Genomic DNA, 21,799 nt, shown 5'->3' on the forward strand with positions numbered 1-21,799 from the left:
CGCTCAGGAGCGGGGCGAGGAGGTGCCGGTGCCCCTGCCGACCTGGGAGCGGTGGGCACGGATCTCCTCGTGGTGGTCCGCGGCCCAGCCGATCAGCCGCATGGCGATCTCGTGCAGGCCGCGGCCGAGCGGGGAGAGGGCGTACTCCACCCGCGGCGGAACCTCCGCGTAGGCGGTGCGCGTGATCAGGCCGTCCTCCGCGAGCTGGCGCAGCGTGTGCGTGAGCATGCGCTGGGAGATGCCGGGGATCTGGCGCTGCAGGTCGGTGTAGCGCACCGGGCCGTTCTCCAGGACGGCGATGATCAGCATGCTCCACTTGTCGCCGACCCTGTCCAGCACCTGCCGGATGAAGGCCATGCTGTCGGCGGGGATGCTCGCACACGGCCCGATCGCGGCCGCCATCTCCGTATCGGTGCTGTCCGGCATGGCACCCATTCCTCTCCGTCGCGCACACCTGTGTGCCTTTTGTAACGCCTTCCATACTGTCGCATCATGGCGCTACGAACAAAGAGTAGGAATTGGAGGTAGGGCCATGAAAGTAGAGATCTGGGCCGAGGTCACCTGCCCCTGGTGCGGGCTCGGCAGCCACCGTGTGGCCCGGGCCGTGGAGCGGTTCGAGCACAGCGACGAGGTCGAGGTCGTCCACCACCCCTTCCCGCTGGGCGACAGCCTCCCCACCGACCGCACGATCAGCGTCCGCGAGCTCCTGCTGCGCAAGTACGGCATGAGCGGCGCGCGGGCGGAGACGGCGACCCGGCAGATCGAGACGCAGGCCGCCGCCGAGGGACTGAGCCCCTACCGGGTGCTGGACAACGTCGTCGGCAACACCGACCTGGCACACGAGTTCCTGGCCCACGCCTCCGCGCAGGGCAGGAACCGCGAAGCCTGGGACACGGTCTTCCGCACCTACTTCGGCAAGGCGGAGCCCGTCTTCACCCTGGACGACCTGCTCCGCCTCCCCGACGAGCTGGGCCTGGACCATGACCTGACGCGCCAGGCCCTCACCGAGCGCCGCTACCGCCCCCAGGTCCAGGCGGACGCCCGCCGCGCCCGGCGCCTGGGCGCCACCGGCGCCCCGTTCACCGTCGTCGACGGCCGCTACGGCGTCCCCGGCGCCCAGAGCAGCGACGCCCTGCTCGACCTGCTCCGCACCGCCTGGGACGAATCCCACCCGCTCACCCTCACCCCCGCGGGCGCCGCCCCGAGCTGCGGCCCCGCCGGCTCCTAACGATCACCTTCTCCCTCCGAATCTCTTCGAAAGGCACAATCGCCATGTCGTACCTGCTGCACATCGACTCCTCCGCGCGCGGCGAGGCCTCCGTATCCCGCCAGGTCGCCCAGTCCTTCCGCGACCAGTGGCAGGGTCCGGTCGTCCACCGCGACCTCGCCGCCGCACCGGTGCCGCACCTGACGGCGGCGGGCGTCACGGCCCGCGACATCGACCCGGCCCGGCACACCCCCGAGCAGGCCAAGGCCCAGGCACTCCAGGACGAGCTGATCGAGGAGTTCCTCGGCGCCGGCGCCTACCTGTTCACGGTGCCGATGTACAACCTGTCCATGCCCTCGGCCTTCAAGGCGTGGCTGGACCAAATCCTCGTCACGGACCGCACCTTCACCCACGCCGGCCCCTCCCCGGCCGCGGGCCGCCCCGCCCTGCTGATATCCGCCCGTGGCGGCAGCTACGGCCCCGGCGCCCCCAGGGAGGGCTTCGACTACCTGGTGCCCACGCTGGAAGCCGTCCTGGGCCACGAAGACCTCCTCGGCCTGGACGTCACCACCGTGACTCCCGAACTGACCATGGCCCCCCACGCCCCGGCCCTCGCCGCCCTCCTCCCCCTCCACGAGGCGTCCATGACGTCCGCCCACACCCACGCCCGCACCCTCGCCACGACCTTCGGCGCCCCACGGGCCGCCTGACCCCCAACTGCCCCGGCCTACCGCAGGTCGGGGCAGTCTCGTGCATCCACCGACCGCTACCGCTGGGAGGAAGTGCTGGAGCTGCTGGCTCCCCAGCTGCCCGCAGGGCGCTGATCAGTGATGCCGTGATGACCTCGCCGCCCGACGGCCCTCCCCGGCACGGAAAACGGAAAAGGGCGAGGCCCGAAGACCCCGCCCACGATCACCGAAACCCGGCTCAGGGCCACACCAGGCAATACGGCTGATGCCCCGCCTCATGCAGCCGATGCGAGAAGTCCTGCCACTCGTGCAGCAGCTGGTACACGTTGAACGCGTCGCGCGGGCCGCCCCGGTCCGGGACCGTCGACCAGATGAAGGCGGCCGCGCCGACCGCTTCCTCGCCGATGCCGCGCAGGGGGTCGACGACGGTCATCGGGAGTTTCACGACGGCGTAGTCGGGGTGCAGGACGACCAGTTCCAGCGGGGGGACCTTGTACAGGGGGACGCCCTCGATGCCGGTGAGGACCATGGCGGCCATGGTCTCCGGCTTGATCTTGGTGAACATGCCGTTCATCCCGAGCTCGTCTCCGCCGAGTTCTTCGGGGCGCATCGAGATCGGGACGCGGGCCGCGGTCGCGCCGTCGGGCGCGCCGAAGTACTTGTAGGTCACCCCCACCCGACCACCATTCCTGCTCCCCGCCCCCAGCTGGTCGGCCCGCCTCCCGAGCCCGTCGGGCTCGCTCGGTGTGCCGTGTGCCTGACGTGCTTCGGACGCTTCCTCCGCCTCGCGTCGGTGCCTTCCCCGCCGGGCACGTCGAGGACCCAGGTCGTCGGTCCCCTCGCCCAGTCCGCCACCGCGATGCATATCTCCACCCGACTGCTTTTCTAGGACGCGTGGCCCCCGCCGCGCAACCCGATCATCGTGTCAGTGACCTCCCCCACGTCCGCTCGGCGAAACGTGCGGTGAAACATATGTCCGCAGGACGCCGGCAGCCGCTCTCCACGCCGCCCTGGTGAGCTGTGTGGACGGGCTCCAGTCTGGCAGACGGTACGGCGATCGGGGCGGTTGTCTACCCTGAGGAGGTCACCCTGGGCAACCAGAGGTCGGGCGCGGGCCGAGCAGGGCCCGAGCGGAGTCCGAGCAGAGTCCGATACGTCGGAGAAGGTCAAGAAGGTCGGAGAAGTCGCAGGTCATGAGCGAACTGGCATATCCATACGAAGCACCGGCCTCGCAGGCTCTGTTCGACCGTGCGGCGGCCGTCACACCCGGCGGTGTGAACTCGCCGGTGCGGGCCTTCCGCGCCGTCGGCGGCACGCCCCGGTTCATGGTGTCCGGCACGGGGCCGTATCTGACCGACGCCGACGGGCGGGAGTACGTCGACCTGGTCTGCTCCTGGGGGCCGATGATCCTCGGGCACTCCCACCCCGAGGTGATCGCCGCCGTGCAGGACGCGGTCGCGCGCGGGACGTCGTTCGGTACGCCCGCCGAAGGTGAGGTCGCCCTCGCGGAGGCGATGGTCGAGCGGGTCGCCCCGCTGGAGCAGGTGCGGCTCGTGTCCAGCGGGACCGAGGCCACCATGTCCGCCATCCGGCTCGCCCGCGGCTTCACGCGGCGCACCAAGGTGATCAAGTTCGCCGGGTGCTACCACGGCCACGTCGACTCGCTGCTGGCCGCCGCCGGCTCCGGCGTCGCCACCTTCGCGCTCCCCGACACCCCGGGCGTCACCGGCGCCCAGGCGAGCGACACGATCGTGCTGCCGTACAACGACCTGGAGGCCGTACACGCCGCCTTCGCCGCCCACCCCGACGAGATCGCCTGCGTGATCACGGAGGCGTCCCCCGGCAACATGGGCGTCGTACCGCCGCTGCCCGGCTACAACCAGGGGCTCAAGGACGCCTGCGCGGCGAACGGCGCGCTGTTCGTGTCCGACGAGGTGATGACCGGATTCCGGACCAGTCGCGCCGGGTGGTACGGGGTGGAAGGCGTCGTTCCCGACCTGATGACCTTCGGGAAGGTCATGGGCGGCGGGTTCCCCGCGGCCGCGTTCGGCGGGCGGGCCGACGTCATGGCCCACCTCGCCCCCGCCGGGCCCGTCTACCAGGCCGGCACCCTCTCCGGGAACCCGGTCGCCACCGCCGCCGGCCTCGCCCAGCTGCGGCTCCTCGACGACGCGGCGTACGACAAGGTCAACGCCGTGTCGGCGCGGATCCAGTCGCTCGTCACCGAGGCGCTCACCAAGGAGGGCGTCGCGCACACGGTGCAGAACGCCTCCAACATGTTCTCCGTCTTCTTCACCGACCGGCCGGTCGTCAACTACGAGGACGCCAGGGCGCAGGAGTCCTTCCGGTTCACCGCCTTCTTCCACTCGCTGCTCGCGAACGGCGTCTATCTGCCGCCTTCCTCCTTCGAGTCCTGGTTCGTGTCCACCGCCCACGACGAGCGGGCCGTCCAGCGCATCGCCGACGCCCTCCCGGCGGCGGCCCGCGCGGCCGCGGAGGCGACGGCATGAGCAACGACAGCCACGACAGCAACGCAGAGCTGACCGTCGTCCATGTCATGCGGCACGGCGAGGTCGAGAACCCCACCGGCGTCCTCTACGGCCGGCTGCCCGGCTACCACCTCTCCGAGCTGGGCCGGCGCATGGCCGACCGGGTCGCCGAGCACCTCGCGCCCCGCGACGTGACGTACGTCGTGGCCTCCCCGCTGGAGCGGGCGCAGGAGACGGCGACGCCGATCGCCAAGACGCACGGGCTCGACCTCGACACCGACGAGCGGCTCCTGGAGGCCGAGAACGTCTTCCAGGGCAAGACCTTCGGCATCGGCGACGGCGCGCTGCGCCGGCCCGCCAACTGGAAGCACGTGGTCAACCCGTTCAAGCCGTCCTGGGGCGAGCCGTACGTCGACCAGGTCGTGCGGATGAAGGGTGCGCTGGACGCGGCCCGGGACCGGGCCCGCGGGCACGAGGCCGTGGTCGTCAGTCACCAGCTGCCGATCTGGATCCTGCGGTCCTATGTCGAGCGGCGGCGGCTGTGGCACGACCCGCGCAAGCGGCAGTGCACGCTGGCCTCCCTGACGACGTTCACGTACCGGGGCGACCGGATCGTCTCCGTCGGCTACACCGAGCCCGCCCGCGACCTCGTCCCGGCCCACCTCCTCGCGGGGGCCAGGCCCGTGAAGGGGCAGGGGAAGGCCTACGGGGCCTGACGGACGGCGCACGGCCTGACCGGCGTCGTACGGCCTGACGGGCGGCGCACGCCTGACGGTCGTACGGCCTGACGGTCGTACGGCCCGGTGGGCCGTGACACCTGTTACCGAATCCGCACAGATTTCCGGAACCCGCTCGTTCGTCGCGTCCTCTCACCTAGTGACCACCAAGGACGCGACGAACGAGGTTGCGATGCGCACTTCCAACCGCACTCTCACCCGCAGGGGGATACTCGGACTCGGCGCGGGGGCCGCGGCCGCCGCCGGGCTCGCGGGCTGCGGCTCCGGCTCCCACACGTCGGGGGACGGCTCGCACCAGACCGGCGATTCCGCGAAGCCCTCGCCCTCCGGCAGCAGCAAGGCACCCGCGAAGCCCATCGGCGACGGCTCCACGTCGTACACCGGCAAGCAGCCGCACCAGCCGGACGCGCCCGTGCCGCTCGAGCCCGGCCAGACCCCGCCGCAGTTCGTCGTCTTCTCCTGGGACGGAGCGGGCGAGGTCGGCAACGGGCTCTTCCCGCGCTTCCTGGACCTCGCCCAGGAGCACGACGCGCACATGACCTTCTTCCTCTCGGGCCTGTATCTGCTGCCCGAGTCGAAGAAGCGCCTCTACGACCCGCCGAACAACCCGCGCGGCGCCTCCGACATCGGCTACCTCACCGACGAGCACATCAAGGCGACGCTCACCAACGTCCGCCGGGCCTGGCTGGACGGCCATGAGATCGGCACCCACTTCAACGGCCACTTCTGCGGGGGCGGCGGCAGCGTCGGCAACTGGACGTCCGCGCAGTGGCGCAGCGAGATCGACCAGGCGAAGTCCTTCGTGAAGGAGTGGCGGACCAACAGCGGCTGGACCGACCTGCCGTCCCTGCCCTTCGACTACGACAAGGAACTCGTCGGCGGCCGCACGCCCTGTCTGCTCGGCCAGGACAAGCTGCTGCCCACCGCCCGCGAGCTGGGCTGGCGCTACGACGCCTCCTCGCCCGGCGGCCGGCAGGTGTGGCCGGCGAAGAAGGACGGGATCTGGGACCTGCCGTTGCAGCAGATACCCTTCCCCGGCCACTCCTTCGAGGTCCTCTCGATGGACTACAACATCCTCGCCAACCAGTCGGTCAACTCGACCAACGCCCCCGCGCACAACTACCCGGGCTGGCGCGAACAGGCCACGAAATCGTACATATCCGGCTTCAAGCGGGCGTACGAGTCGAACCGGGCGCCCTTCTTCATCGGCAACCACTTCGAGGAGTGGAACGGCGGCATCTACATGGACGCCGTGGAGAGCGCCCTCAAGCACATCGCGCGGGAGAAGGAGAGGGGCGGGGACATCCGGCTCGTCTCCTTCCGCCAGTTCACCGACTGGCTGGACGTGCAGAAGCCGGAGGTGCTCGACAAGCTCCGCACCGTCGAGGTCGGGCAGCAGCCCACCGGCGGCTGGAACGCGTTCCTCAAGGACTCGCCGGCCACCTCGGGAGCGCCCTCGAACGCCGCCTGAAATGCGGGTTTCCGCCCGTGAGGGGGGTGCGCAAGATCCCCGGAACGGACATGCGAAACTTTTCACATGAGTGCCGCCAGCCGCGCCCCCCTGCGCTCGAACCGCTCGAACCGCCCGAACCGCACGCTCCGCGTCGGCATCGCCGCCCGCGCCCGTCGCCGGGCCGCCCTGACCACCGGCGCCGCCGCGGTCGTGCTGCTCGCCACCGCCTGCGGCTCCGGCGGCACCTCGGGGGGCGGCGGCGACACCGGCTTCGTCACCGGCGCGGACGGCATCTCCACCGTCGACAAGGGTGAGCGGGCCGACGCCCCCGACCTGTCCGGCAAGACGGTCGACGGAGGGCAGCTCGACGTCGACGACTACAAGGGCAAGGTCGTCGTCCTCAACGTGTGGGGCTCCTGGTGCCCGCCCTGCCGCGCCGAGGCCAAGAACTTCGAGACGGTCTACCAGGACGTCAAGGACCAGGGCGTCCAGTTCGTCGGCATCAACACCCGCGACACGTCCACCGGACCGGCCCGCGCCTTCGAGAAGGAGTTCGGGGTCAGCTACCCGAGCCTGTACGACCCGACCGGCAAGCTGATGCTCCGCTTCGCGAAGGGCACCCTCAACCCGCAGGCCATCCCCTCCACGCTCATCATCGACCGGGACGGGAAGGTCGCCGCGCGCACCCTCCAGGCGCTCAGCGAGGAGAAGCTGCGCAAGATGCTCGCGCCGCACCTCGACGCCGGGTCGGGCAAGACGGACGGCTCGGGGAAGTGACGTGTCCGCAGTGACCACGCTCGCCGCCGAGGGCTACAACGGCACGGTGCTGAACGGCGCCCTGCTGGTGGCCCTCCCCATCGCGCTGCTCGGCGGCCTCGTCTCCTTCTTCTCGCCCTGCGTCCTGCCGCTCGTCCCCGGCTACCTCTCCTACGTGACCGGTGTCACCGGCACGGACCTGGGCGAGGCCCGGCGCGGCCGGATGGTCGCCGGCGCCTCCCTCTTCGTCCTCGGCTTCACCGCCGTGTTCGTCTCCAGCGGGGCCCTCTTCGGCTACTTCGGCTCCACGCTCCAGGAGGAACGGGGCACCCTGACCAAGGTGCTCGGCGTGCTCATGATCCTCATGGGCGTCTTCTTCGTCGGCCTCATGCCCTGGTTCACCCAGCGCGAGTTCCGCTTCCACAAGCGCCCCGTGACCGGCCTGGTCGGCGCGCCCCTGCTGGGCGCGCTGTTCGGCATCGGCTGGACGCCCTGCATCGGCCCGACCCTCGCGTCCGTCCTCGCGCTCTCCGCCGACCAGGGCACCGCGGGCCGCGGCGCCATACTGACCGTCGCGTACTGCGTCGGCCTCGGCGTGCCCTTCGTCCTCGCCGCGGTCGCCTTCCGCAAGGCGCTCGGCGCCTTCGGCTGGATCAAGCGCCACTATGTCTGGGTGATGCGGGTCGGCGGCGTCATGATGATCGCGACCGGCCTGCTCCTGCTGACCGGCGCGTGGGACAGCATCGTGCAGGACATGCAGACCTGGTCCAACGGCTTCACTGTAGGGATCTGACCGATGAGCAACACCACCACGGGCAAGACCCCGACGACCGACGAGGACCAGGACCTCGGCGCCGCCGGCTCCCAGCTCTCCACCGCCCCCAAGGAGGAGGCACCCAACCTCCCCTCCCTCGGCGTCATCGGCTGGGCCCGCTGGTTCTGGCGGCAGCTCACCTCGATGCGGGTCGCGCTGCTGCTGCTCCTGCTGCTGTCGCTGGGCGCGATCCCCGGCTCGCTGATCCCGCAGGACGGCGTCGACGCCGTGAAGGTCGAGGACTTCCGTCAGAAGCACGACGTCCTCGGGCCGCTCTACGACAAGCTCGGCCTCTTCCACGTCTACAGCTCGGTGTGGTTCTCCGCGATCTACATCCTGCTGTTCGCCTCCCTCATCGGCTGCATCGTCCCGCGCACCTGGCAGTTCGTCGGCCAGCTGCGCGGCCGCCCGCCCGGCGCCCCCCGGCGCCTGAACCGGCTGCCCGCCTACACCACCTGGCGCACCGGCGCCGAGCCCGAGCAGGTCCGCGAGGACGCGCTCGCCCTGCTGAAGAAGCGCCGCTTTCGCGCCCACACCGTCGGCGACGCCGTCGCCGCCGAGAAGGGCTACGTCCGCGAGGCCGGCAACCTGGCCTTCCACGTCGCGCTGATCGTCATGCTGATCGCGTTCGCCTGGGGCCAGCTGTTCAAGTACGAGGGCAACAAGCTGATCCTGGAGGGCGACGGCTTCTCCAACACCCTCACCCAGTACGACGACTTCAAGTCCGGCAACCTCTTCGACCCGGACCACGACCTGGCCCCCTTCAGCTTCGGCCTGAAGGACTTCCACGGCACCTACGAGGCGACCGGCCCCAACCGCGGCACCCCGCGCATCTACGAGGCCAAGGTCAACTACAGCGAGGGCGCCTACGGCGAGGACCGCACGACCACCATCAAGGTCAACGAGCCGCTGGAGATCGACGGCTCGAAGGTCTACCTGGTCAGCCACGGCTACGCGCCCATCCTCACCATCAAGGACGCCAAGGGCGACGTCGTCATGGACCGCGAGGCGACCGCCCTGCTGCCGCTGGACTCCAACGTCACCTCGTCCGGCGCCGTCATGGTCCGCGACGGCTACCGCAACGCCAAGGGGGACAAGGAGCAGCTCGGCTTCAACGCCTTCTTCCTGCCGACGTACGGCGGTCAGGGCAGCACGATGCTGTCGACCTTCCCCGCGCTGACGAACCCGATGCTGGCGCTCTCCGCCTACCACGGCGACCTCGGCGTCGACGCGGGCTTCGCGAAGAGCATCTACCAGCTCGACAAGACCAACCTGAAGGAGTTCAAGGACTCCGACGGCAAGCTGTTCAAGAAGCAGCTCAAGGTCGGCGAGACCATGACCCTCCCGGACGGCGCCGGCACGGTCACCTTCAACGGCGTCCAGGAGTGGGCGGGCTTCCAGGTCACCCAGCAGCCCGCCAGCGGCTGGGCGCTCGGCGGCGCCGTCGTCGCCATCCTGGGCCTCGCCGGCTCCCTGTTCATCCAGCGCCGCCGGGTCTGGGTGCGCGCGGTCGAGGGCGCCGACGGCGTCACGGTCGTCGAGATGGCCGGCCTCGGCCGCAGCGAGTCCGCGAAGGTCCCCGAGGAACTGGGCGACCTCGCCGGAATCCTGTACGAGCGGGCACCGGACGCGCCCGAGGACGCCGCGCCCGAGAGCGACGCGGCCGAGAACGACGACGACACCCCCGATTCCCCCGACACTCACGTCGTATCTGCCGAAGGGGCTGAGAAATGACTCTCGCCGCCGCAACCGAGCTGGCCGCCGCGACCAACGAGAACCTCGCGAACGTCAGCAACACGCTGATCTACTCCGCGATGGCCGTCTACACACTGGCGTTCTTCGCCTACATCGCCGAGTGGCTCTTCGGCAGCCGCAGCAAGGTCGGCCGTACCGCGGCCGCCCTGACCGCCCAGGCCGACGCGAAGGCGAAGGCCGGTCCGGCCGTCACCGTGAACAAGGCCGGCGGCACCGCCGTACTGGAGCGGCCCAAGGTCGTCGTCCGCTCGGCGACCGGCAGCCGTGACGTACCCGACGGGCCCGGCGCGCACGGCGGCACCGTGCAGGGCGACCTGTACGGGCGGATCGCCATCTCGCTCACCGTCCTCGCGTTCGCCGTCGAGGCGGGCGGCGTGCTCACCCGCGCCCTGTCCGTGAAGCGGGCGCCGTGGGGCAACATGTACGAGTTCAACATCACGTTCACGACGGTCGCCGTCGGCGTGTACCTCGTCCTGCTCGCCCTGAAGAAGAACGTCCGCTGGCTCGGCCTGCCCCTGATCATCACGGTCCTGCTGGACCTCGGTCTCGCCGTCACGGTCCTCTACACCGCCAGCGACCAGCTCGTCCCGGCGCTGCACTCGTACTGGCTGTACATCCACGTCTCCACGGCGATCTTCTGCGGCGCGGTCTTCTACGTCGGCGCGATGGCCGCGATCCTGTACCTGTTCAAGGACTCCTACGAGAACAAGCTGGCCACCGGCGGTACGCCCGGCCGCTTCGCCAACTCCGTCCTGGACCGGCTGCCGGCCGCCGCCTCCCTCGACAAGTTCGCCTACCGCGTCAACGCGGCCGTCTTCCCGCTGTGGACGTTCACGATCATCGCGGGCGCCATCTGGGCGGGCGACGCCTGGGGCCGCTACTGGGGCTGGGACCCGAAGGAGACCTGGTCCTTCATCACCTGGGTCGCCTACGCCGGCTACCTGCACGCCCGCGCCACCGCCGGCTGGAAGGGCCGCAAGGCCGCCTACCTGGCCCTGGTCGCCTTCGGCTGCTGGCTGTTCAACTACTACGGCGTCAACATCTTCGTCTCCGGCAAGCACTCCTACGCGGACGTGGGCCTGGGCGCCCTCCAGTCGGTCGGTTTCTGAACCGGGCACCTCACCGGGCCGGTTCCCGTGGTCCACGTCACGGGAACCGGCCTTCGCGGGTCCCGGTCGGCCCGCCGCCTACCGGCCGGCCGGAATGAGCCCCAGGTGGGGTTCCACGCCGGTCAGTTCGCAGGAGGCGGCCCACAGGCGGGCGGCCACGGCGGCGTCCGCCATGTGGGCCGGGACGGGCTCGGAGCGCGGTGCGCCGCGCAGGCCGAAGACCCTCGGCCCCCACAACTGTCCTCCCCGTACGCCCGGGTCCAGGACCGCCCGGACGACGGGCCACGCCCCGGCCTCCTTGCCCTGCACCATCAGCGCGGCGGGCAGAGCGCGCAGCCGCTCTCCGGCCGTCGTCGTGTGGAGCGGCGGCCGGGAGGGGGTGAGGGAGTCCAGGGCGCCGCCGGGATGGGCCACCACGCTCGACACGGTGCTCCCGGCGGCACGCAGACGCCGGTCGAGTTCGAAGCCGAAGGTCATCTGCGCGAGCTTGGAGCGGCCGTAGGTGCGCCCCGGCCGGTAGTCCCCGGCGGACTCCAGATCGTCCAGGTCCAGCCGCTCGGACCGGGCCGCGAAGCTCCCCACGGTCACGACGCGGGCGGCCGGCGCGGCGGACAGCAACGGGGCCAGCCACCGGGTCAGCGCGAAGTGGCCGAGGTGGTTGGTCCCGAACATCAGCTCGTGACCGTCGTCGGTCTCGCGCCGCGGCGGGTCGTCCAGCGCGACCCCGGCGTTGTGGACGACGGCGTCGAGGCGCTCCACGTCCAGCCGCTCCACCGCGCCCTCGAGCGAGGAGAGGTCGGCGAGGTCCAGCCGCAGGTGCCGCACCCGGGCGTCCGGGACATGTGCACGGATCGAGTCCGCGGCGGCGCCCGCCTTCCCGGCGTCCCGGCTGCCGAGGACCACGACGGCGCCGGTGGCGGCCAGTTGCTCCGCCAAGAAATAGCCGATGCCGGCATTGCCACCGGTGACCAGGAAGGTCCGGTCCGCGGCGACCGGCAGCCGGTGAACGTCCCACGGCGGATTCGGGGGATTCGGGGGTGCGGAAGACATGACGGCGGACTCCTTCGTACGGGGGCGGCGCACCGGACGGTTTCGCCGACTCCGCCAAGGTCACAGGTGCGACCGACATGACGCCGACAGATTCCCTACAGCACCGACAGATCCCCGACCTTCCCACGACGATCGTGTGACCATGCATTTCCGCCGTGGACAGTGCCGTAGCCCCTTTGATAGGGCTGAGAGCCTGAAGGGGCAAAAGAGTCAGGCATATTGAATGGGGGAAAAGTGAAACTGCTCGACCGACGTAAGGCATCGGGTGCGGCGGTCGTCGCGGCCGCACTCTCGCTGTCCTTCGCGCAGGCCGCCCAGGCCGCCCCGGCCGGCGGCGGATGGGACGACCTGGGTACGCGCGAGGTGTACTACCAGAGCCACTACCGGACGAAGACCGTGAAGTCGGCCGGCGGCGACTTCCGGGCCTGCATCACGTCCTCGACCACCACGAAGCGGTCCTACAGCCTGTACGAACAGGACGCCGAGGTCTACAACGCGAAGCTGGTGGCCACGGCCGAGGGCGCCGGCTGCCTGGTGTTCCGCGACATCGGGGATTATGTCGACGGGGACAACAATCGCGCGGAATTCTACATCGGCACGGAGGACGACCCCGAAATGGTGCGCGTCCACTATTACGACTGACGCCTGAGTCAATTCGCCGCCGAATGAGAACGGGCGACGCCCGTGACGATGTCCCGCAGCCGCTCGACGTACAGCCGCAGGTTCTTGTGCGCGATGTCGGTGTCCGGATAGCGGCTCGCGAACCACAGGCCCTCCGGGAGCCGGGTGACCCACGCGCACACCTGGTCGCCGTACGACACCCGGAGCAGGGCGTACGCCGTCCGGTCCGGCCACTGGCCGGAGCCGGGGACGTCACGGGCGTCGACGTACGACACGATCGAGTACAGATCGGGTGAGGTCGGCCGGAAGTCCGTGCCGAGCAGACGCAGCACCCGGTCGATCGGCATGCGGGACATCCGCCGGTTGGCCTGGAGTTCGGCGCGGACGGTGCGCAGGGCGCTCGGGAAGTCGTGCGCCCGCGCCACCGGCACCTCGATCGGCGCGCCGCCCACATACCAGCCCACGGACTCCGACCACTGGGACCGCGACCTGGTGTGGAAGGGCACGACCGTGCGGTAGACGGGCTCGCCGCCGATCTCGTGGACGATCAGCGCGGTCGCGGCCAGGACGCCGACCAGACTGCCGCCGTGGGGACGGCAGTACGCCTCGAAGGCGGCGGCGTCCTCCGCGTTCACCAACGGCTCGCGCAGCAACCGCTGTTCGGGCAGCGTTTCGCCGGGCTCCACGCCGAGGTCGACCGGGAAGGAGGGCAGCACCCCGCCGCAGCGCCGGATGAACTCCCGCCAGCGGGCCACGATGTCGTGGGTGCCGTCGATCCGGTCCGCGTCCGCGCGCTCGGCCTCGCAGAAGTCGACGTAGGAGCCGACCCGGGGCTGCGGCACGGTGCGGCCCTCGACGCCGGCCGTGTACAACTCCTGGACCTCGGCGGGGATGCGGTAGATGGAGTAGGCGTCGACGTTGCTGTGGTCGAAGGCCATGTAGACGCTGACGCCGTCGTCGCGGACGACCGCCGTGTAGATGAGGTTGGGCCAGCGCAACGCGTCGGCGACACGGTCGAAACGGTCCTGGAGATGCCGGGCGAGGCCGGTCGCGTCCGGAAAGTCACCGACGACCTCGCGTTGCAGGGTCACGGCGTCGGGATCGAGGGTGAAGCGCCGCATCACGTCACCGGCCGCCCCGCTCCACCGGAAGCCGCTGCGCAGCGTCTCGTGCCGCAGGGTCCAGGCGCGCAGGGCCCCCTGGAGCACGTCGAGGTCGACCGGGCCCGGGATGTCGAAGGCCGCACCGAGCCAGGTGGGCACGAACAGGCCGTCCTCGCGCACCGACCGGGCCGTCCGGATGTGCGACTCCTGGATGTACGCCGGCGGTCGCGCGTCCTCGGGCAGCGCCGCCGCGATGTCGAGCGTCCTGGGACTGAGCGTCCACTCGACGAGGCGCCCGGGCCGGATCTCGCAGCGTTGGATGTCGGTCATTCGCACGAGGGGGGTCTCCGTTCGCAGATGTAACAGACCCGACCAAGGGAATGCCGTGTCCGCGACCGTGCACCTGGTGTGTCGGCACTGTTCAACGAAACGGATGGCTCTTCGAACGCCGATACGCCCGCAACCCCGGGCCACCGGACCGTTGTTCACGCGAGGTACGCGTGCAGGGCGCCCGCCCCCGCCAGCATCGCCCGCGTCCGCGCGGTGAGCCGGTGCCCGCGTGCCTCGAGCGCCGCCCGCAGCGCCTCGCTGCCGCCCTCCCGCCGCAGTCCGTCCAGTACGGGCCTGATCTGGTCGAAGAGGTGATGACCGCGACGCAGCGTGCGCACCACCCGCGCGTCCCGCACATCGGCGGGCCCGTACACGCGGTACCCGGTGCCGCGCTCCCGCCCGGGCGTGAGCAGCCCCGCGCCCTCCCACACCCGCAGCGCGGACGTCCGTACGCCGATCAGCGAGGCCACCTCGCCGATGCGCAGGCCGCCCGGACCGGGCAGCGGCTCGGGCTCCCGGCCGGCCAGCGCCTGAAGCGCCTCGCTCGCGGCCCGCAGCGAGACCCGCTCCTCGTGCAACTCGGCGTGCGCGGCGTCGACCAGCGCGAGCGCCCCGGGTACGTCCCCCTCGTGCACGGCCCGCATGACCCGCGGGGCCGTCACAGGCCCGTACCCCTGCCGCAACGTCCGGTACGTCAGCAGCGCGTCCCGGTGCCGCTCGCCGAACACCCGGTACCCGGCCTCGGTCCGCCCGGCCGGAGGCAGCACCCCGGCGTCCTCGTAATTGCGCACCTGCTGCGTCGAGAGCCCGACCGCGCGGGCCAGATCGACGGTCCGCAGAGGGCGATCGTCGTTCCTCATCGGCGGCAGCCTAGGCGGGTTCATAATGCGGGGCATGTCGCTGCGGGGGACGGACGCCTACGAGGACGACGCCACTCTTCCGACCCCGGTCGCCCGGGCGGTGGCGGCCGCCCGCGCACACGGCTTCGCCTTCTCGTGCCGTCCCGAACAGGGGCGCCTGCTCCAACTGCTGGCCGCGGGCGCGTCGCACCGCATCGCCGAGACCGGCACGGGCTGCGGCGTCGGACTGGCCTGGCTGGCCTCCGGAGCCCGCCCGGGTGTCCGCCTGGTCAGCGTCGAACGCGACCCGGAGCGGGCCCGCGTCGCCGAGTCCGTCTTCCGGGACCACCCCCGGACCGAGATCCTGCACGGCGACTGGCGGCGCGTCGAGGAACACGGCCCGTACGACCTGCTGGTGCTGGACGGCGGCGGCCAGGCCAAGGGCGACGGCACCGCGGACCCCACTCGCCTCCTGACCCCCGGCGGCACGCTCGTGGTCGACGACTTCACCCCCGCCACCACCTGGCCGCCCCTCTTCGCCGGCGCCCCCGACCACCCCCGACCACCCCCGACTCCACTGGCTCACCCACCCCGCCCTGCACTCCACCGAACTCCACCTCGCCCCTGACCTCGCGGTGATCGTCGGTACCCGGCTGCCTGGTGTCCCGGGTGTGCCCGTGCCGCCATCCCGCTGAGCGAGGTCCTCAGCGAGGCGATGAAGGCAGTACGCGGGTGCGATCAGTGGTCGCGGTCACCCCGGGGTGTCGGCCGTCCCGCGAAGGGCGGTGCTCGCCACGTCCGCGAGGAGGGCGTAGTACTCGGCGGGCCGGGTGTCGAAGTCGACCCGCGCGCAGAGGCCGGCCGGATCACCGTCCGCCCCTCTCAGCAGGTCGACGGAGGCCTGGGCGAACTGCTGCGCCACACCGTCCCGCTCGGCCTCGTACAGCAGGCTGCGCAGCTCGGCCACGGCCGTCGGCACCGCCTTGCGCTCTTCACGACCCGCGTCCAGCATCGGCCTCCATCCGGAAGCCGGCGCGGCGTCGGCCAGTCCCGCTTCCAGTGTCGCGGCCAGCCGGCCGCCCCTCTCCGCCACCCTCCGCGTCGCCGGTCCGGCCTCCACCAGTACCCGCAGCGCGTTGAGCAGCGCCACGGTGGGGGCGTCGGGCCGGTCCGCGTCCAGTCGTACCGTCGTGTCCTGGCCCACGCTGTCGGCCGTCCGTCGCGCGGCTGCCCACACCTTCTCGGCGTCACGTCGCCCCAGGCCGGAAGCGTGTGCCACACCCCATGTGCCGGCTTCGAGTACGTCCCGCACGGTGCGGATGCCGTTCCGCTCCAGTTCCGTCACCGGCAGGCGCTCCCGGGTGGCCTTGCGCAGCCGTGCGACCGGGATCCGGCCGAGTTGTTCACTCACCAGTTCCTCGTGCAGGGGCGCCCACGCCTTCCGTACCGCCGCCACGGCTCGCGCGTGGTCCTTCGCCACCTGAGCGGCTACTTCCCGCAGTCGCCGCGCCCGGCGGACGACCGCCGGGGACACGCCGCTCAGGCGGGACAGCGAGCGGATGTTCCCCCCGATGACGCCGACGATCGTCAGGAGTACTCCGGCCACCAGCAGTTGATCGGACACTCGCAGCGACTCGTCGGTGTCCTCGTCCTCGTCCAGTGAGTACAACTCGCCCTTGTGCGGGCCCTCGGCGAGGACCCAGCCCGAGTCCCAGCCGAGGTTGGTACCCGGTTTGTAGTCCGGTGCCTTCAGTATGTCGTCCCGGTCCGGGTCGCACCGGTACGGCCCCACGTGCTCGCCGAGTTCGAACGGATCGGTCCACCGAACCGTGCAGGCGCCGTCGGTGTCCTCCCGCAGGACGGTCAGATCGACCTGTTCCAACTCGGGATAGTCCGACGCCGCGTATACGCCCACGGCACAGCCGATCAGCACCAGCCCCAGTGCCACGACCCACCGGAAGAACGGCACGTGCTTCATCCCGGCCCCCTGGCTCTCGCCCGCCGCGGCAGTTGCCGCCGGGCAAGTTTGTCCGTGTCCCATCACGCCGACAAGGGCGGAGACCGGCAATCGCACCCCCGCGCACGCTTCCGGAACAGCGACAAAGACCCCGGGCCGTGGCGGGGGAAGCCACGGCCCGGGGCCGGTCTGTGGGGTGGGGCGGGTCAGTGCTGGTGGGCGGCGCGGGCCGTGACCTTCTGGACGGCCTTGAGGGCGAGGTCGGGGCGGTCGACGTGGATGTAGTGGCCGCTGCCCTTGGCGGTGGTGAGGTGGCTGTTGCGGGAGATCCGCTGCCACTCGTGCTGGCCCTTGGCCCACATGCGCTCCAGGGCGGGGCCGTACTCGGGGACCTCGCCGTACTGGGACTCGTGCTTGAGGATCTCGACCGGGATGCGTCCGGCGGAGTGGACGCGGCCGTCGGCGATGACGAACTGCTCGGGGTTCTGGCCCTCGTTGGCGGCGATGGCGCCGTCGCGGACCTGGGCGGCCATGCCGGTGGCGTCGGCGGGGATGGTGCGGTTCATGTCGCGGGTGAGGTGGGGGATGGTGGCGTCGAGGAGGACCAGGCCCTTGACGCGGTCGGTGTGGCCGGGGGTGTAGCGGGCGGCGATGTAGCCGCCCAGGGAGTGGCCGGCCAGGACGACGGGGCGGTCGCCGGCGAGGCGGTCGAGGACCTTGGTGAGCAGGGCGCCGGTGTCGGCGGCGGTCTGCAGGCTGCCCGCCTCGGGCTTGTCGCTGGCGCCTTCGCCGAGGCGGTCGTAGGAGCAGACGCGGGAGGTCTTGCCGAGGGACTTCTGGAGCGCGGCCATGTTGTCCAGGCCCTCGCCGCCGCCGGCCATCAGCATCACCAGGGGCTCGCCGCGGTGGGTGCGGCCGGAGCAGGAGACGTTGACCGAGTGGCCGTCGATCCGGATCTTCTTCGTGCCGGTGAAGGACTCCCCGACCGAGGCCGCGACCGTGGTCGTGGTCGCCGCGGTCGCCGTCGTGTCGGACTGCGCCCCGGCGTGCTCCTCGTCGAGGGCGAGTCCCGCACCGGCCACGGTGCAGACGACGGCGATGGCGGCGGTCGTCTTGGCGAGGATGCGGAACATGGGGGCCTCCAGCAGGCAAGGGTGGGGTACGGATCGGCTACTCGGGGGTTTCTCGGGGCTTGTTCCCGGGGTCTGTCTCAGTCGGCCTGTCGTTCCCGGCGACTGATGAAAACTCTATGGATCCGGCCGCCCCGGATCGTCACCCCGCGGTGGACACCTGCGCGTAGCTCCCCCGGGGGACAAGCGCGACGGCCCTACGTCCCGTCCGTGCTGATCGACCGCCAGATCCGCTCCGGCAGGATCCGTGCGGCCTCGTCCAGGTCGACGTCCCGGACCCCGGAGAGCCGGCGGCGGGCGACGGCGACGACCGGGCCCATGACCAGGGTCTCCAGCAGGGGCAGCGGGAGCGGCGCCACCTCACCGGCCTCGATACGGGGCTGGACCCACCGGGCGAACGCCGAGACGGCCGGCCCCTGCGCGGCCCGCACCTCCTGACCCCGCGCCATCAGGCGGCGGTCCGCGCGCGGGGAGTGGACCAGGAGTGCCGCGCCCGGATGGTCGCGGACGAAGGCGAGGTAGGCCCCGACCACCGCACGGATTCCCTCGCGGGCGGTGTCGGTGCTGGTCAGGGCGGTGAGCAGCTGTCCCAGCAGTCGGCCGGTCCAGCGGTCGGTGAGGGCGGTGAGCAGTCCGTCGAGGCTGCCGAAGTGGTGGTAGAGGCTGCCGAGGCTCACCCCGCTCGTCCTGGTGACGGCGGTGACGGTGACGCCCTGCTCGCCCGACTCCGTGTACAGGCGCAGCGCGGTGTCCAGGAGGAGGTCGGAGGTGACCTCGCCGCGGTGCTGCTTGGGAGACATCGCAGGCCGCCCCCCTCGTCGTCCGTCAGTTTCTAGATCGGGTTTCTAGAAAGTTCTTCCAATCATACCCGCGCCTGGCTCAGACTGTCCCCGTCGGATGCGCGCGTCCGCCCGGATTCAGGAGGGGAACGGGCGGGCCGCGGGTCTGCGGTCGGCAGGACAACGGGGAGACGAGGCAGGCGTGTTGGAGCTGAACGGCAGTGGGGCCGAGCCGTTGGAGGACGAGGACCCGCGGCGGGTCGGGCCGATCCCGTTGATCGGACGGCTCGGCGCCGGCGGCATGGGCCGGGTCTACCTCGGCGTCCACGAGGGGCGCTACGCCGCCGTCAAGCAACTCCTGCCGTCGATCGTCGCCGAGGACCAGGACTTCCTGCGCCGCTTCGGACACGAGCTGGACAACCTCGCACGCTTACCCGAGGGAGCCACCGCTCCGCTCCTCGCGGGCGACCGTACGGCGCGGCCCCCGTGGTTCGCCACGGCCTACGTCCCGGGACTCACCCTCACCGAGGCGCTCGAGGTCCACCAAGGGCCGCTGCCCGCCGACGCACTGTGGCTGCTGCTGCGTCATGCCGCCTCGGGGCTGGCCGCGGTGCACGCGCTGGACATGGTGCACCGGGACCTGAAGCCGTCCAACGTGATGCTCACCCTCGACGGACTCACCCTCATCGACTTCGGCGTGGCCCGGGCCGCCGAGCAGAGCCAGGTGACCAGGACCGGCATGGTGGTGGGCACGCCCGCCTTCATGTCGCCCGAACAGGCCTCGGGGGCCAGGAGTTCCTCGGGGGCCGTCGACGTGTTCGCGCTCGGCTCCGTCCTCGCGTACGCGGCGAGCGGCCGACCGCCCTTCGGCGAGGAGTCGGGGCACGCGGTGCTCTACCGGATCGTGCACGAGGAGCCCGACCTCGACGCCGTACGCGAGCTGGACCCGGATCTCGCCGAGGTGGTCGCGGCCTGCCTGGACAAGGACTACGAGGGCCGGCCCACCGCCGCCGAGCTGACCGGACTCGCCGAACGGCACGGTCCGTTCACCCCGCCCCTGTGGCCGGAGTCCATCACCGCGCGCCTGACCGAGCGGGCCGACTTCGCGGGCAGGCCGGTGCCGGACGCGAAGGACCTGCCCGCGCCCGTCGTCCCCGCCACCGCCGCCCCCGCCACCGCCGAGCCGGAGCGCCGCGAGCGCCGACGCCGTACGCGCGTCGTGCTCGCCGTCCTGCCGGTCGTGTTGGCCGCCGCGGGCACGCTCGCGGTCCAACTCCTGCCGTACGCCATGGACTCGGGCGCGGACTCGGGCTCGGGAGCGGACGCGGGCGCCGCGCCGAGCGCCTCGGTCCCGGCGTCGCTCGACCCGACGGCGGCACCGTCGAAGTCCCGGGACGCGGGTCCCGGGGCGAGCACGTCCGCCTCCTCGTCCTCGTCCCCGTCGCGGGCCGCGGACTCGCCGTCGTCCGGGGAGAACGGGGCCGGCGGCGGCTCGGCGGACGGAGGGGACAGCGGGCGCTCGGGTGCGGGCGCCGGCACCGGTACGGATAGCGACACCGGGACCGGGACCGGGAGCGGCACCGGCGCCGGTGGCGGCGATTCCGGCGACGGAAAGGGCTCGGGCGGAGGTTCCGGCGGTGGCACGGGCGACTCCGGCGACGCCGAGGCACCCGCCTCCGGTTACGCCGGTCTGAAGAACGGTGAGGACGGCAAGTGCCTCGTCCAGGTCTTCAGCGCCACCGACACCGGATCCTGTGCGGGCGCGGCGGCCCGATGGACGTTCAGGAGTGGCACGGGCGGTGCGGTCAAGGTCGTCAACGAGTCGGGCTCCTGCCTGAGCGCCAACATGAAGGGCCAGTCCGTCGTCACCGCCGACTGCGCGGCCAACAGCACCGCCCTCCTGTGGCGGACCGGCTCCGGCGGCACCCTCAGGAGCGTCTTCAACGACGGCTGCCTCGACCTGGCCTTCGGCTCCGGCACCGCCACCCAGACCTGCGCGTCCGGAGCGTCGTCGCAGAGCTGGACGCGGACCTAGAGGGACCCCCATGGGACCCAGAGGCGCCTAGGGTGCCTCGTACGCCGCGATCGCGGTCCGGACGAACGAGCGGACCAGCGGATTCGGGGCACCCCCGGTCCAGGCCACCAGCACGCGGCTCGGCGGCATGCCGGTCAGCGGCACCACGGTGAGCCCGGCGGCCGGCTCGTGATCCAGGAGGGTCATGCCGACCGTGCCGTTCCACAGGACGGCCTGCTGGCACTCCTGGACGGTGCGCACGACCGGCCCCCGGCGCGTCCGTCCGCCGTTCCAGTACGTCTGCCACTGCGGGTCGGTGCCGGCCGGGAACCGGAACCAGTCGCGGTCGGCCAGGTCGGCCGGCGTCAGGCTGTCGCGGCCGGCGAGCGGATCGTCGGCGCGCAGCAGTGCCCCCACCGGGTCGGCGCGCAACTCGTGCGTGTCCAGGCCGGTCCGGTCGAAGGGGCCGCGGGTGAGCGCCACGTCGACCAGCCCGGCGTGCAGCCCGCAGGTGGGATCGGTCAGGTCCGTCTCGCGGATGGTGACCCCGACGTGCGGGTACCGCCGCCGGTAGGCGTCGGCCAGCCGTGTCACACCCGGGTCGGCGCTGTCACCGAGGATGCCGACGGTGAGGCTCGCGGCACCGGCCGCGGCGGCCACGCGCGCGCGTGCCCGTTCCGCCCGGTCGAGCAGCTCGCGCGCCTCGGCCAGCAGCACCGCCCCGGCCCCGGTGAGCGTGACGCCGGTGGAGCTCCGGTGGAACAGCGTGGCGCCGAGTTCCGTCTCCAGCCGCTTGATCGCCCGGCTCAGCGGCGGCTGGCTCATGTGCAGGCGGACGGCCGCCCGGCCGAAGTGGAGTTCCTCGGCGACCGCCACGAAGTAGCGCAGCGTACGCAGCTCCATCCGATCCATCCTGCGACGATACCCGTGCGGTATCAAGCGCGCCGAACGGGTCTTGGACGCTCCC

At 71.7% G+C, this 21,799-nt stretch carries 21 protein-coding genes; 12 read left to right on the forward strand and 9 right to left on the reverse strand.

Annotated features, from left to right (window positions below):
* Window positions 1-3: 3 nt before the first annotated feature.
* A complete protein-coding gene (locus ACGH7X_RS22155; RefSeq protein WP_399887192.1) occupies window positions 4-435 on the reverse strand; it encodes a winged helix-turn-helix transcriptional regulator in 432 nt (143 codons plus the stop codon).
* 97 nt (window positions 436-532) lie between these two features.
* Here ACGH7X_RS22155 and ACGH7X_RS22160 point away from each other — a divergent pair, with 97 nt between their 5' ends.
* On the forward strand, window positions 533-1,228 hold the full coding sequence (locus ACGH7X_RS22160; protein WP_399887194.1) for a DsbA family protein: 696 nt from the start codon (window positions 533-535) through the stop codon (window positions 1,226-1,228).
* Window positions 1,229-1,272: 44 nt separating this feature from the next.
* Window positions 1,273-1,917, forward strand: a complete 645-nt coding sequence (locus ACGH7X_RS22165) for an FMN-dependent NADH-azoreductase (RefSeq protein ID WP_399887196.1) — start codon at window positions 1,273-1,275, stop codon at window positions 1,915-1,917.
* A 217-nt stretch (window positions 1,918-2,134) separates the two neighbouring features.
* Here ACGH7X_RS22165 and ACGH7X_RS22170 read toward each other — a convergent pair whose 3' ends face one another.
* On the reverse strand, window positions 2,135-2,761 hold the full coding sequence (locus tag ACGH7X_RS22170) for a hypothetical protein (protein ID WP_399887198.1): 627 nt from the start codon (window positions 2,759-2,761) through the stop codon (window positions 2,135-2,137).
* Window positions 2,762-3,089: 328 nt separating this feature from the next.
* Here ACGH7X_RS22170 and hemL point away from each other — a divergent pair, with 328 nt between their 5' ends.
* From hemL to ccsB, 7 genes are all read left to right on the forward strand, one after another.
* On the forward strand, window positions 3,090-4,406 hold the full coding sequence (gene hemL / locus ACGH7X_RS22175) for a glutamate-1-semialdehyde 2,1-aminomutase (protein WP_399887200.1): 1,317 nt from the start codon (window positions 3,090-3,092) through the stop codon (window positions 4,404-4,406).
* Window positions 4,403-5,101 carry a histidine phosphatase family protein gene (locus ACGH7X_RS22180; protein ID WP_399887202.1) on the forward strand — a complete coding sequence of 233 codons (699 nt, stop codon included), beginning with the start codon at window positions 4,403-4,405 and terminating at the stop codon, window positions 5,099-5,101. Before hemL ends, ACGH7X_RS22180 begins: the two co-directional genes overlap by 4 nt.
* 193 nt (window positions 5,102-5,294) lie before the next feature.
* Window positions 5,295-6,593: a hypothetical protein gene (locus tag ACGH7X_RS22185; protein ID WP_399887204.1), complete on the forward strand. Its 1,299-nt coding sequence runs from the start codon at window positions 5,295-5,297 to the stop codon at window positions 6,591-6,593.
* 66 nt (window positions 6,594-6,659) lie between these two features.
* Entirely contained in the window at window positions 6,660-7,352 is a 693-nt protein-coding gene (locus ACGH7X_RS22190) for a TlpA family protein disulfide reductase (RefSeq protein WP_399887206.1), read from the forward strand.
* A 1-nt stretch (window position 7,353) separates the two neighbouring features.
* Window positions 7,354-8,124, forward strand: a complete 771-nt coding sequence (locus ACGH7X_RS22195; RefSeq protein ID WP_399887208.1) for a cytochrome c biogenesis CcdA family protein — start codon at window positions 7,354-7,356, stop codon at window positions 8,122-8,124.
* Between the two features lie 3 nt (window positions 8,125-8,127).
* Window positions 8,128-9,879, forward strand: a complete 1,752-nt coding sequence (locus ACGH7X_RS22200) for a cytochrome c biogenesis protein ResB (RefSeq protein ID WP_399887210.1) — start codon at window positions 8,128-8,130, stop codon at window positions 9,877-9,879.
* Window positions 9,876-11,009: a c-type cytochrome biogenesis protein CcsB gene (gene ccsB, locus ACGH7X_RS22205; RefSeq protein WP_399887212.1), complete on the forward strand. Its 1,134-nt coding sequence runs from the start codon at window positions 9,876-9,878 to the stop codon at window positions 11,007-11,009. Before ACGH7X_RS22200 ends, ccsB begins: the two co-directional genes overlap by 4 nt.
* Before the next feature lie 78 nt (window positions 11,010-11,087).
* Here ccsB and ACGH7X_RS22210 read toward each other — a convergent pair whose 3' ends face one another.
* On the reverse strand, window positions 11,088-12,059 hold the full coding sequence (locus tag ACGH7X_RS22210; protein ID WP_399887214.1) for an SDR family NAD(P)-dependent oxidoreductase: 972 nt from the start codon (window positions 12,057-12,059) through the stop codon (window positions 11,088-11,090).
* Window positions 12,060-12,293: 234 nt separating this feature from the next.
* On the opposite strand from ACGH7X_RS22210, the gene ACGH7X_RS22215 reads away from it, so the two are divergent.
* Window positions 12,294-12,701: a hypothetical protein gene (locus ACGH7X_RS22215; protein ID WP_399887216.1), complete on the forward strand. Its 408-nt coding sequence runs from the start codon at window positions 12,294-12,296 to the stop codon at window positions 12,699-12,701.
* An 8-nt stretch (window positions 12,702-12,709) separates the two neighbouring features.
* Here ACGH7X_RS22215 and ACGH7X_RS22220 read toward each other — a convergent pair whose 3' ends face one another.
* Both ACGH7X_RS22220 and ACGH7X_RS22225 read right to left on the reverse strand, forming a co-directional pair.
* Window positions 12,710-14,119 (reverse strand): condensation domain-containing protein, encoded by a 1,410-nt coding sequence (locus ACGH7X_RS22220; RefSeq protein ID WP_399887218.1) that lies wholly within the window; start codon window positions 14,117-14,119, stop codon window positions 12,710-12,712.
* Between the two features lie 149 nt (window positions 14,120-14,268).
* Entirely contained in the window at window positions 14,269-14,973 is a 705-nt protein-coding gene (locus tag ACGH7X_RS22225; protein ID WP_399887220.1) for a MerR family transcriptional regulator, read from the reverse strand.
* 34 nt (window positions 14,974-15,007) lie between these two features.
* Here ACGH7X_RS22225 and ACGH7X_RS22230 point away from each other — a divergent pair, with 34 nt between their 5' ends.
* The gene (locus ACGH7X_RS22230; RefSeq protein ID WP_399887222.1) at window positions 15,008-15,580 is read left to right on the forward strand and encodes an O-methyltransferase; all 573 of its coding nucleotides are present in this window, start codon (window positions 15,008-15,010) and stop codon (window positions 15,578-15,580) included.
* Window positions 15,581-15,703: 123 nt separating this feature from the next.
* Here the strand turns inward: ACGH7X_RS22230 and ACGH7X_RS22235 are convergent, their stop codons facing one another.
* The 3 genes from ACGH7X_RS22235 to ACGH7X_RS22245 all read right to left on the reverse strand — a co-directional run bounded on the left by ACGH7X_RS22235 (window position 15,704) and on the right by ACGH7X_RS22245 (window position 18,839).
* On the reverse strand, window positions 15,704-16,930 hold the full coding sequence (locus ACGH7X_RS22235) for a hypothetical protein (protein ID WP_399887224.1): 1,227 nt from the start codon (window positions 16,928-16,930) through the stop codon (window positions 15,704-15,706).
* A gap of 185 nt (window positions 16,931-17,115) precedes the next feature.
* Window positions 17,116-18,042, reverse strand: coding sequence for an alpha/beta fold hydrolase (locus ACGH7X_RS22240; protein ID WP_399887226.1), 927 nt, complete (start codon window positions 18,040-18,042; stop codon window positions 17,116-17,118).
* Between the two features lie 194 nt (window positions 18,043-18,236).
* Complete coding sequence (locus ACGH7X_RS22245; RefSeq protein ID WP_399887228.1) at window positions 18,237-18,839, reverse strand: TetR/AcrR family transcriptional regulator; 603 nt, start codon at window positions 18,837-18,839, stop codon at window positions 18,237-18,239.
* A 181-nt stretch (window positions 18,840-19,020) separates the two neighbouring features.
* Here ACGH7X_RS22245 and ACGH7X_RS22250 point away from each other — a divergent pair, with 181 nt between their 5' ends.
* Window positions 19,021-20,853, forward strand: coding sequence for a protein kinase (locus tag ACGH7X_RS22250; protein WP_399887230.1), 1,833 nt, complete (start codon window positions 19,021-19,023; stop codon window positions 20,851-20,853).
* Window positions 20,854-20,880: 27 nt separating this feature from the next.
* On the opposite strand, the gene ACGH7X_RS22255 is transcribed toward ACGH7X_RS22250, so the two are convergent.
* Entirely contained in the window at window positions 20,881-21,735 is an 855-nt protein-coding gene (locus ACGH7X_RS22255) for a LysR family transcriptional regulator (RefSeq protein WP_399887232.1), read from the reverse strand.
* Window positions 21,736-21,799: the final 64 nt, after the last annotated feature.

Source organism: Streptomyces sp. BBFR51 (assembly GCF_044591655.1).
Lineage (GTDB): Bacteria > Actinomycetota > Actinomycetes > Streptomycetales > Streptomycetaceae > Streptomyces.

What these genes read in the sequence shown, in the direction of transcription:
- ACGH7X_RS22180 (WP_399887202.1), top strand. Translation starts at nt 4,403, where the DNA reads ATGAGCAACGACAGCCACGACAGCAACGCAGAGCTGACCGTCGTCCAT.
- ACGH7X_RS22165 (WP_399887196.1), top strand. Translation starts at nt 1,273, where the DNA reads ATGTCGTACCTGCTGCACATCGACTCCTCCGCGCGCGGCGAGGCCTCC.
- ACGH7X_RS22230 (WP_399887222.1), top strand. Translation starts at nt 15,008, where the DNA reads ATGTCGCTGCGGGGGACGGACGCCTACGAGGACGACGCCACTCTTCCG.
- ACGH7X_RS22185 (WP_399887204.1), top strand. Translation starts at nt 5,295, where the DNA reads ATGCGCACTTCCAACCGCACTCTCACCCGCAGGGGGATACTCGGACTC.
- ACGH7X_RS22240 (WP_399887226.1), bottom strand. Translation starts at nt 18,042, where the DNA reads ATGTTCCGCATCCTCGCCAAGACGACCGCCGCCATCGCCGTCGTCTGC.
- ACGH7X_RS22155 (WP_399887192.1), bottom strand. Translation starts at nt 435, where the DNA reads ATGGGTGCCATGCCGGACAGCACCGATACGGAGATGGCGGCCGCGATC.
- ACGH7X_RS22160 (WP_399887194.1), top strand. Translation starts at nt 533, where the DNA reads ATGAAAGTAGAGATCTGGGCCGAGGTCACCTGCCCCTGGTGCGGGCTC.
- ACGH7X_RS22210 (WP_399887214.1), bottom strand. Translation starts at nt 12,059, where the DNA reads ATGTCTTCCGCACCCCCGAATCCCCCGAATCCGCCGTGGGACGTTCAC.
- ACGH7X_RS22200 (WP_399887210.1), top strand. Translation starts at nt 8,128, where the DNA reads ATGAGCAACACCACCACGGGCAAGACCCCGACGACCGACGAGGACCAG.
- hemL (WP_399887200.1), top strand. Translation starts at nt 3,090, where the DNA reads ATGAGCGAACTGGCATATCCATACGAAGCACCGGCCTCGCAGGCTCTG.
- ACGH7X_RS22225 (WP_399887220.1), bottom strand. Translation starts at nt 14,973, where the DNA reads ATGAGGAACGACGATCGCCCTCTGCGGACCGTCGATCTGGCCCGCGCG.
- ccsB (WP_399887212.1), top strand. Translation starts at nt 9,876, where the DNA reads ATGACTCTCGCCGCCGCAACCGAGCTGGCCGCCGCGACCAACGAGAAC.
- ACGH7X_RS22235 (WP_399887224.1), bottom strand. Translation starts at nt 16,930, where the DNA reads ATGAAGCACGTGCCGTTCTTCCGGTGGGTCGTGGCACTGGGGCTGGTG.
- ACGH7X_RS22190 (WP_399887206.1), top strand. Translation starts at nt 6,660, where the DNA reads ATGAGTGCCGCCAGCCGCGCCCCCCTGCGCTCGAACCGCTCGAACCGC.
- ACGH7X_RS22245 (WP_399887228.1), bottom strand. Translation starts at nt 18,839, where the DNA reads ATGTCTCCCAAGCAGCACCGCGGCGAGGTCACCTCCGACCTCCTCCTG.
- ACGH7X_RS22255 (WP_399887232.1), bottom strand. Translation starts at nt 21,735, where the DNA reads ATGGAGCTGCGTACGCTGCGCTACTTCGTGGCGGTCGCCGAGGAACTC.
- ACGH7X_RS22170 (WP_399887198.1), bottom strand. Translation starts at nt 2,761, where the DNA reads ATGCATCGCGGTGGCGGACTGGGCGAGGGGACCGACGACCTGGGTCCT.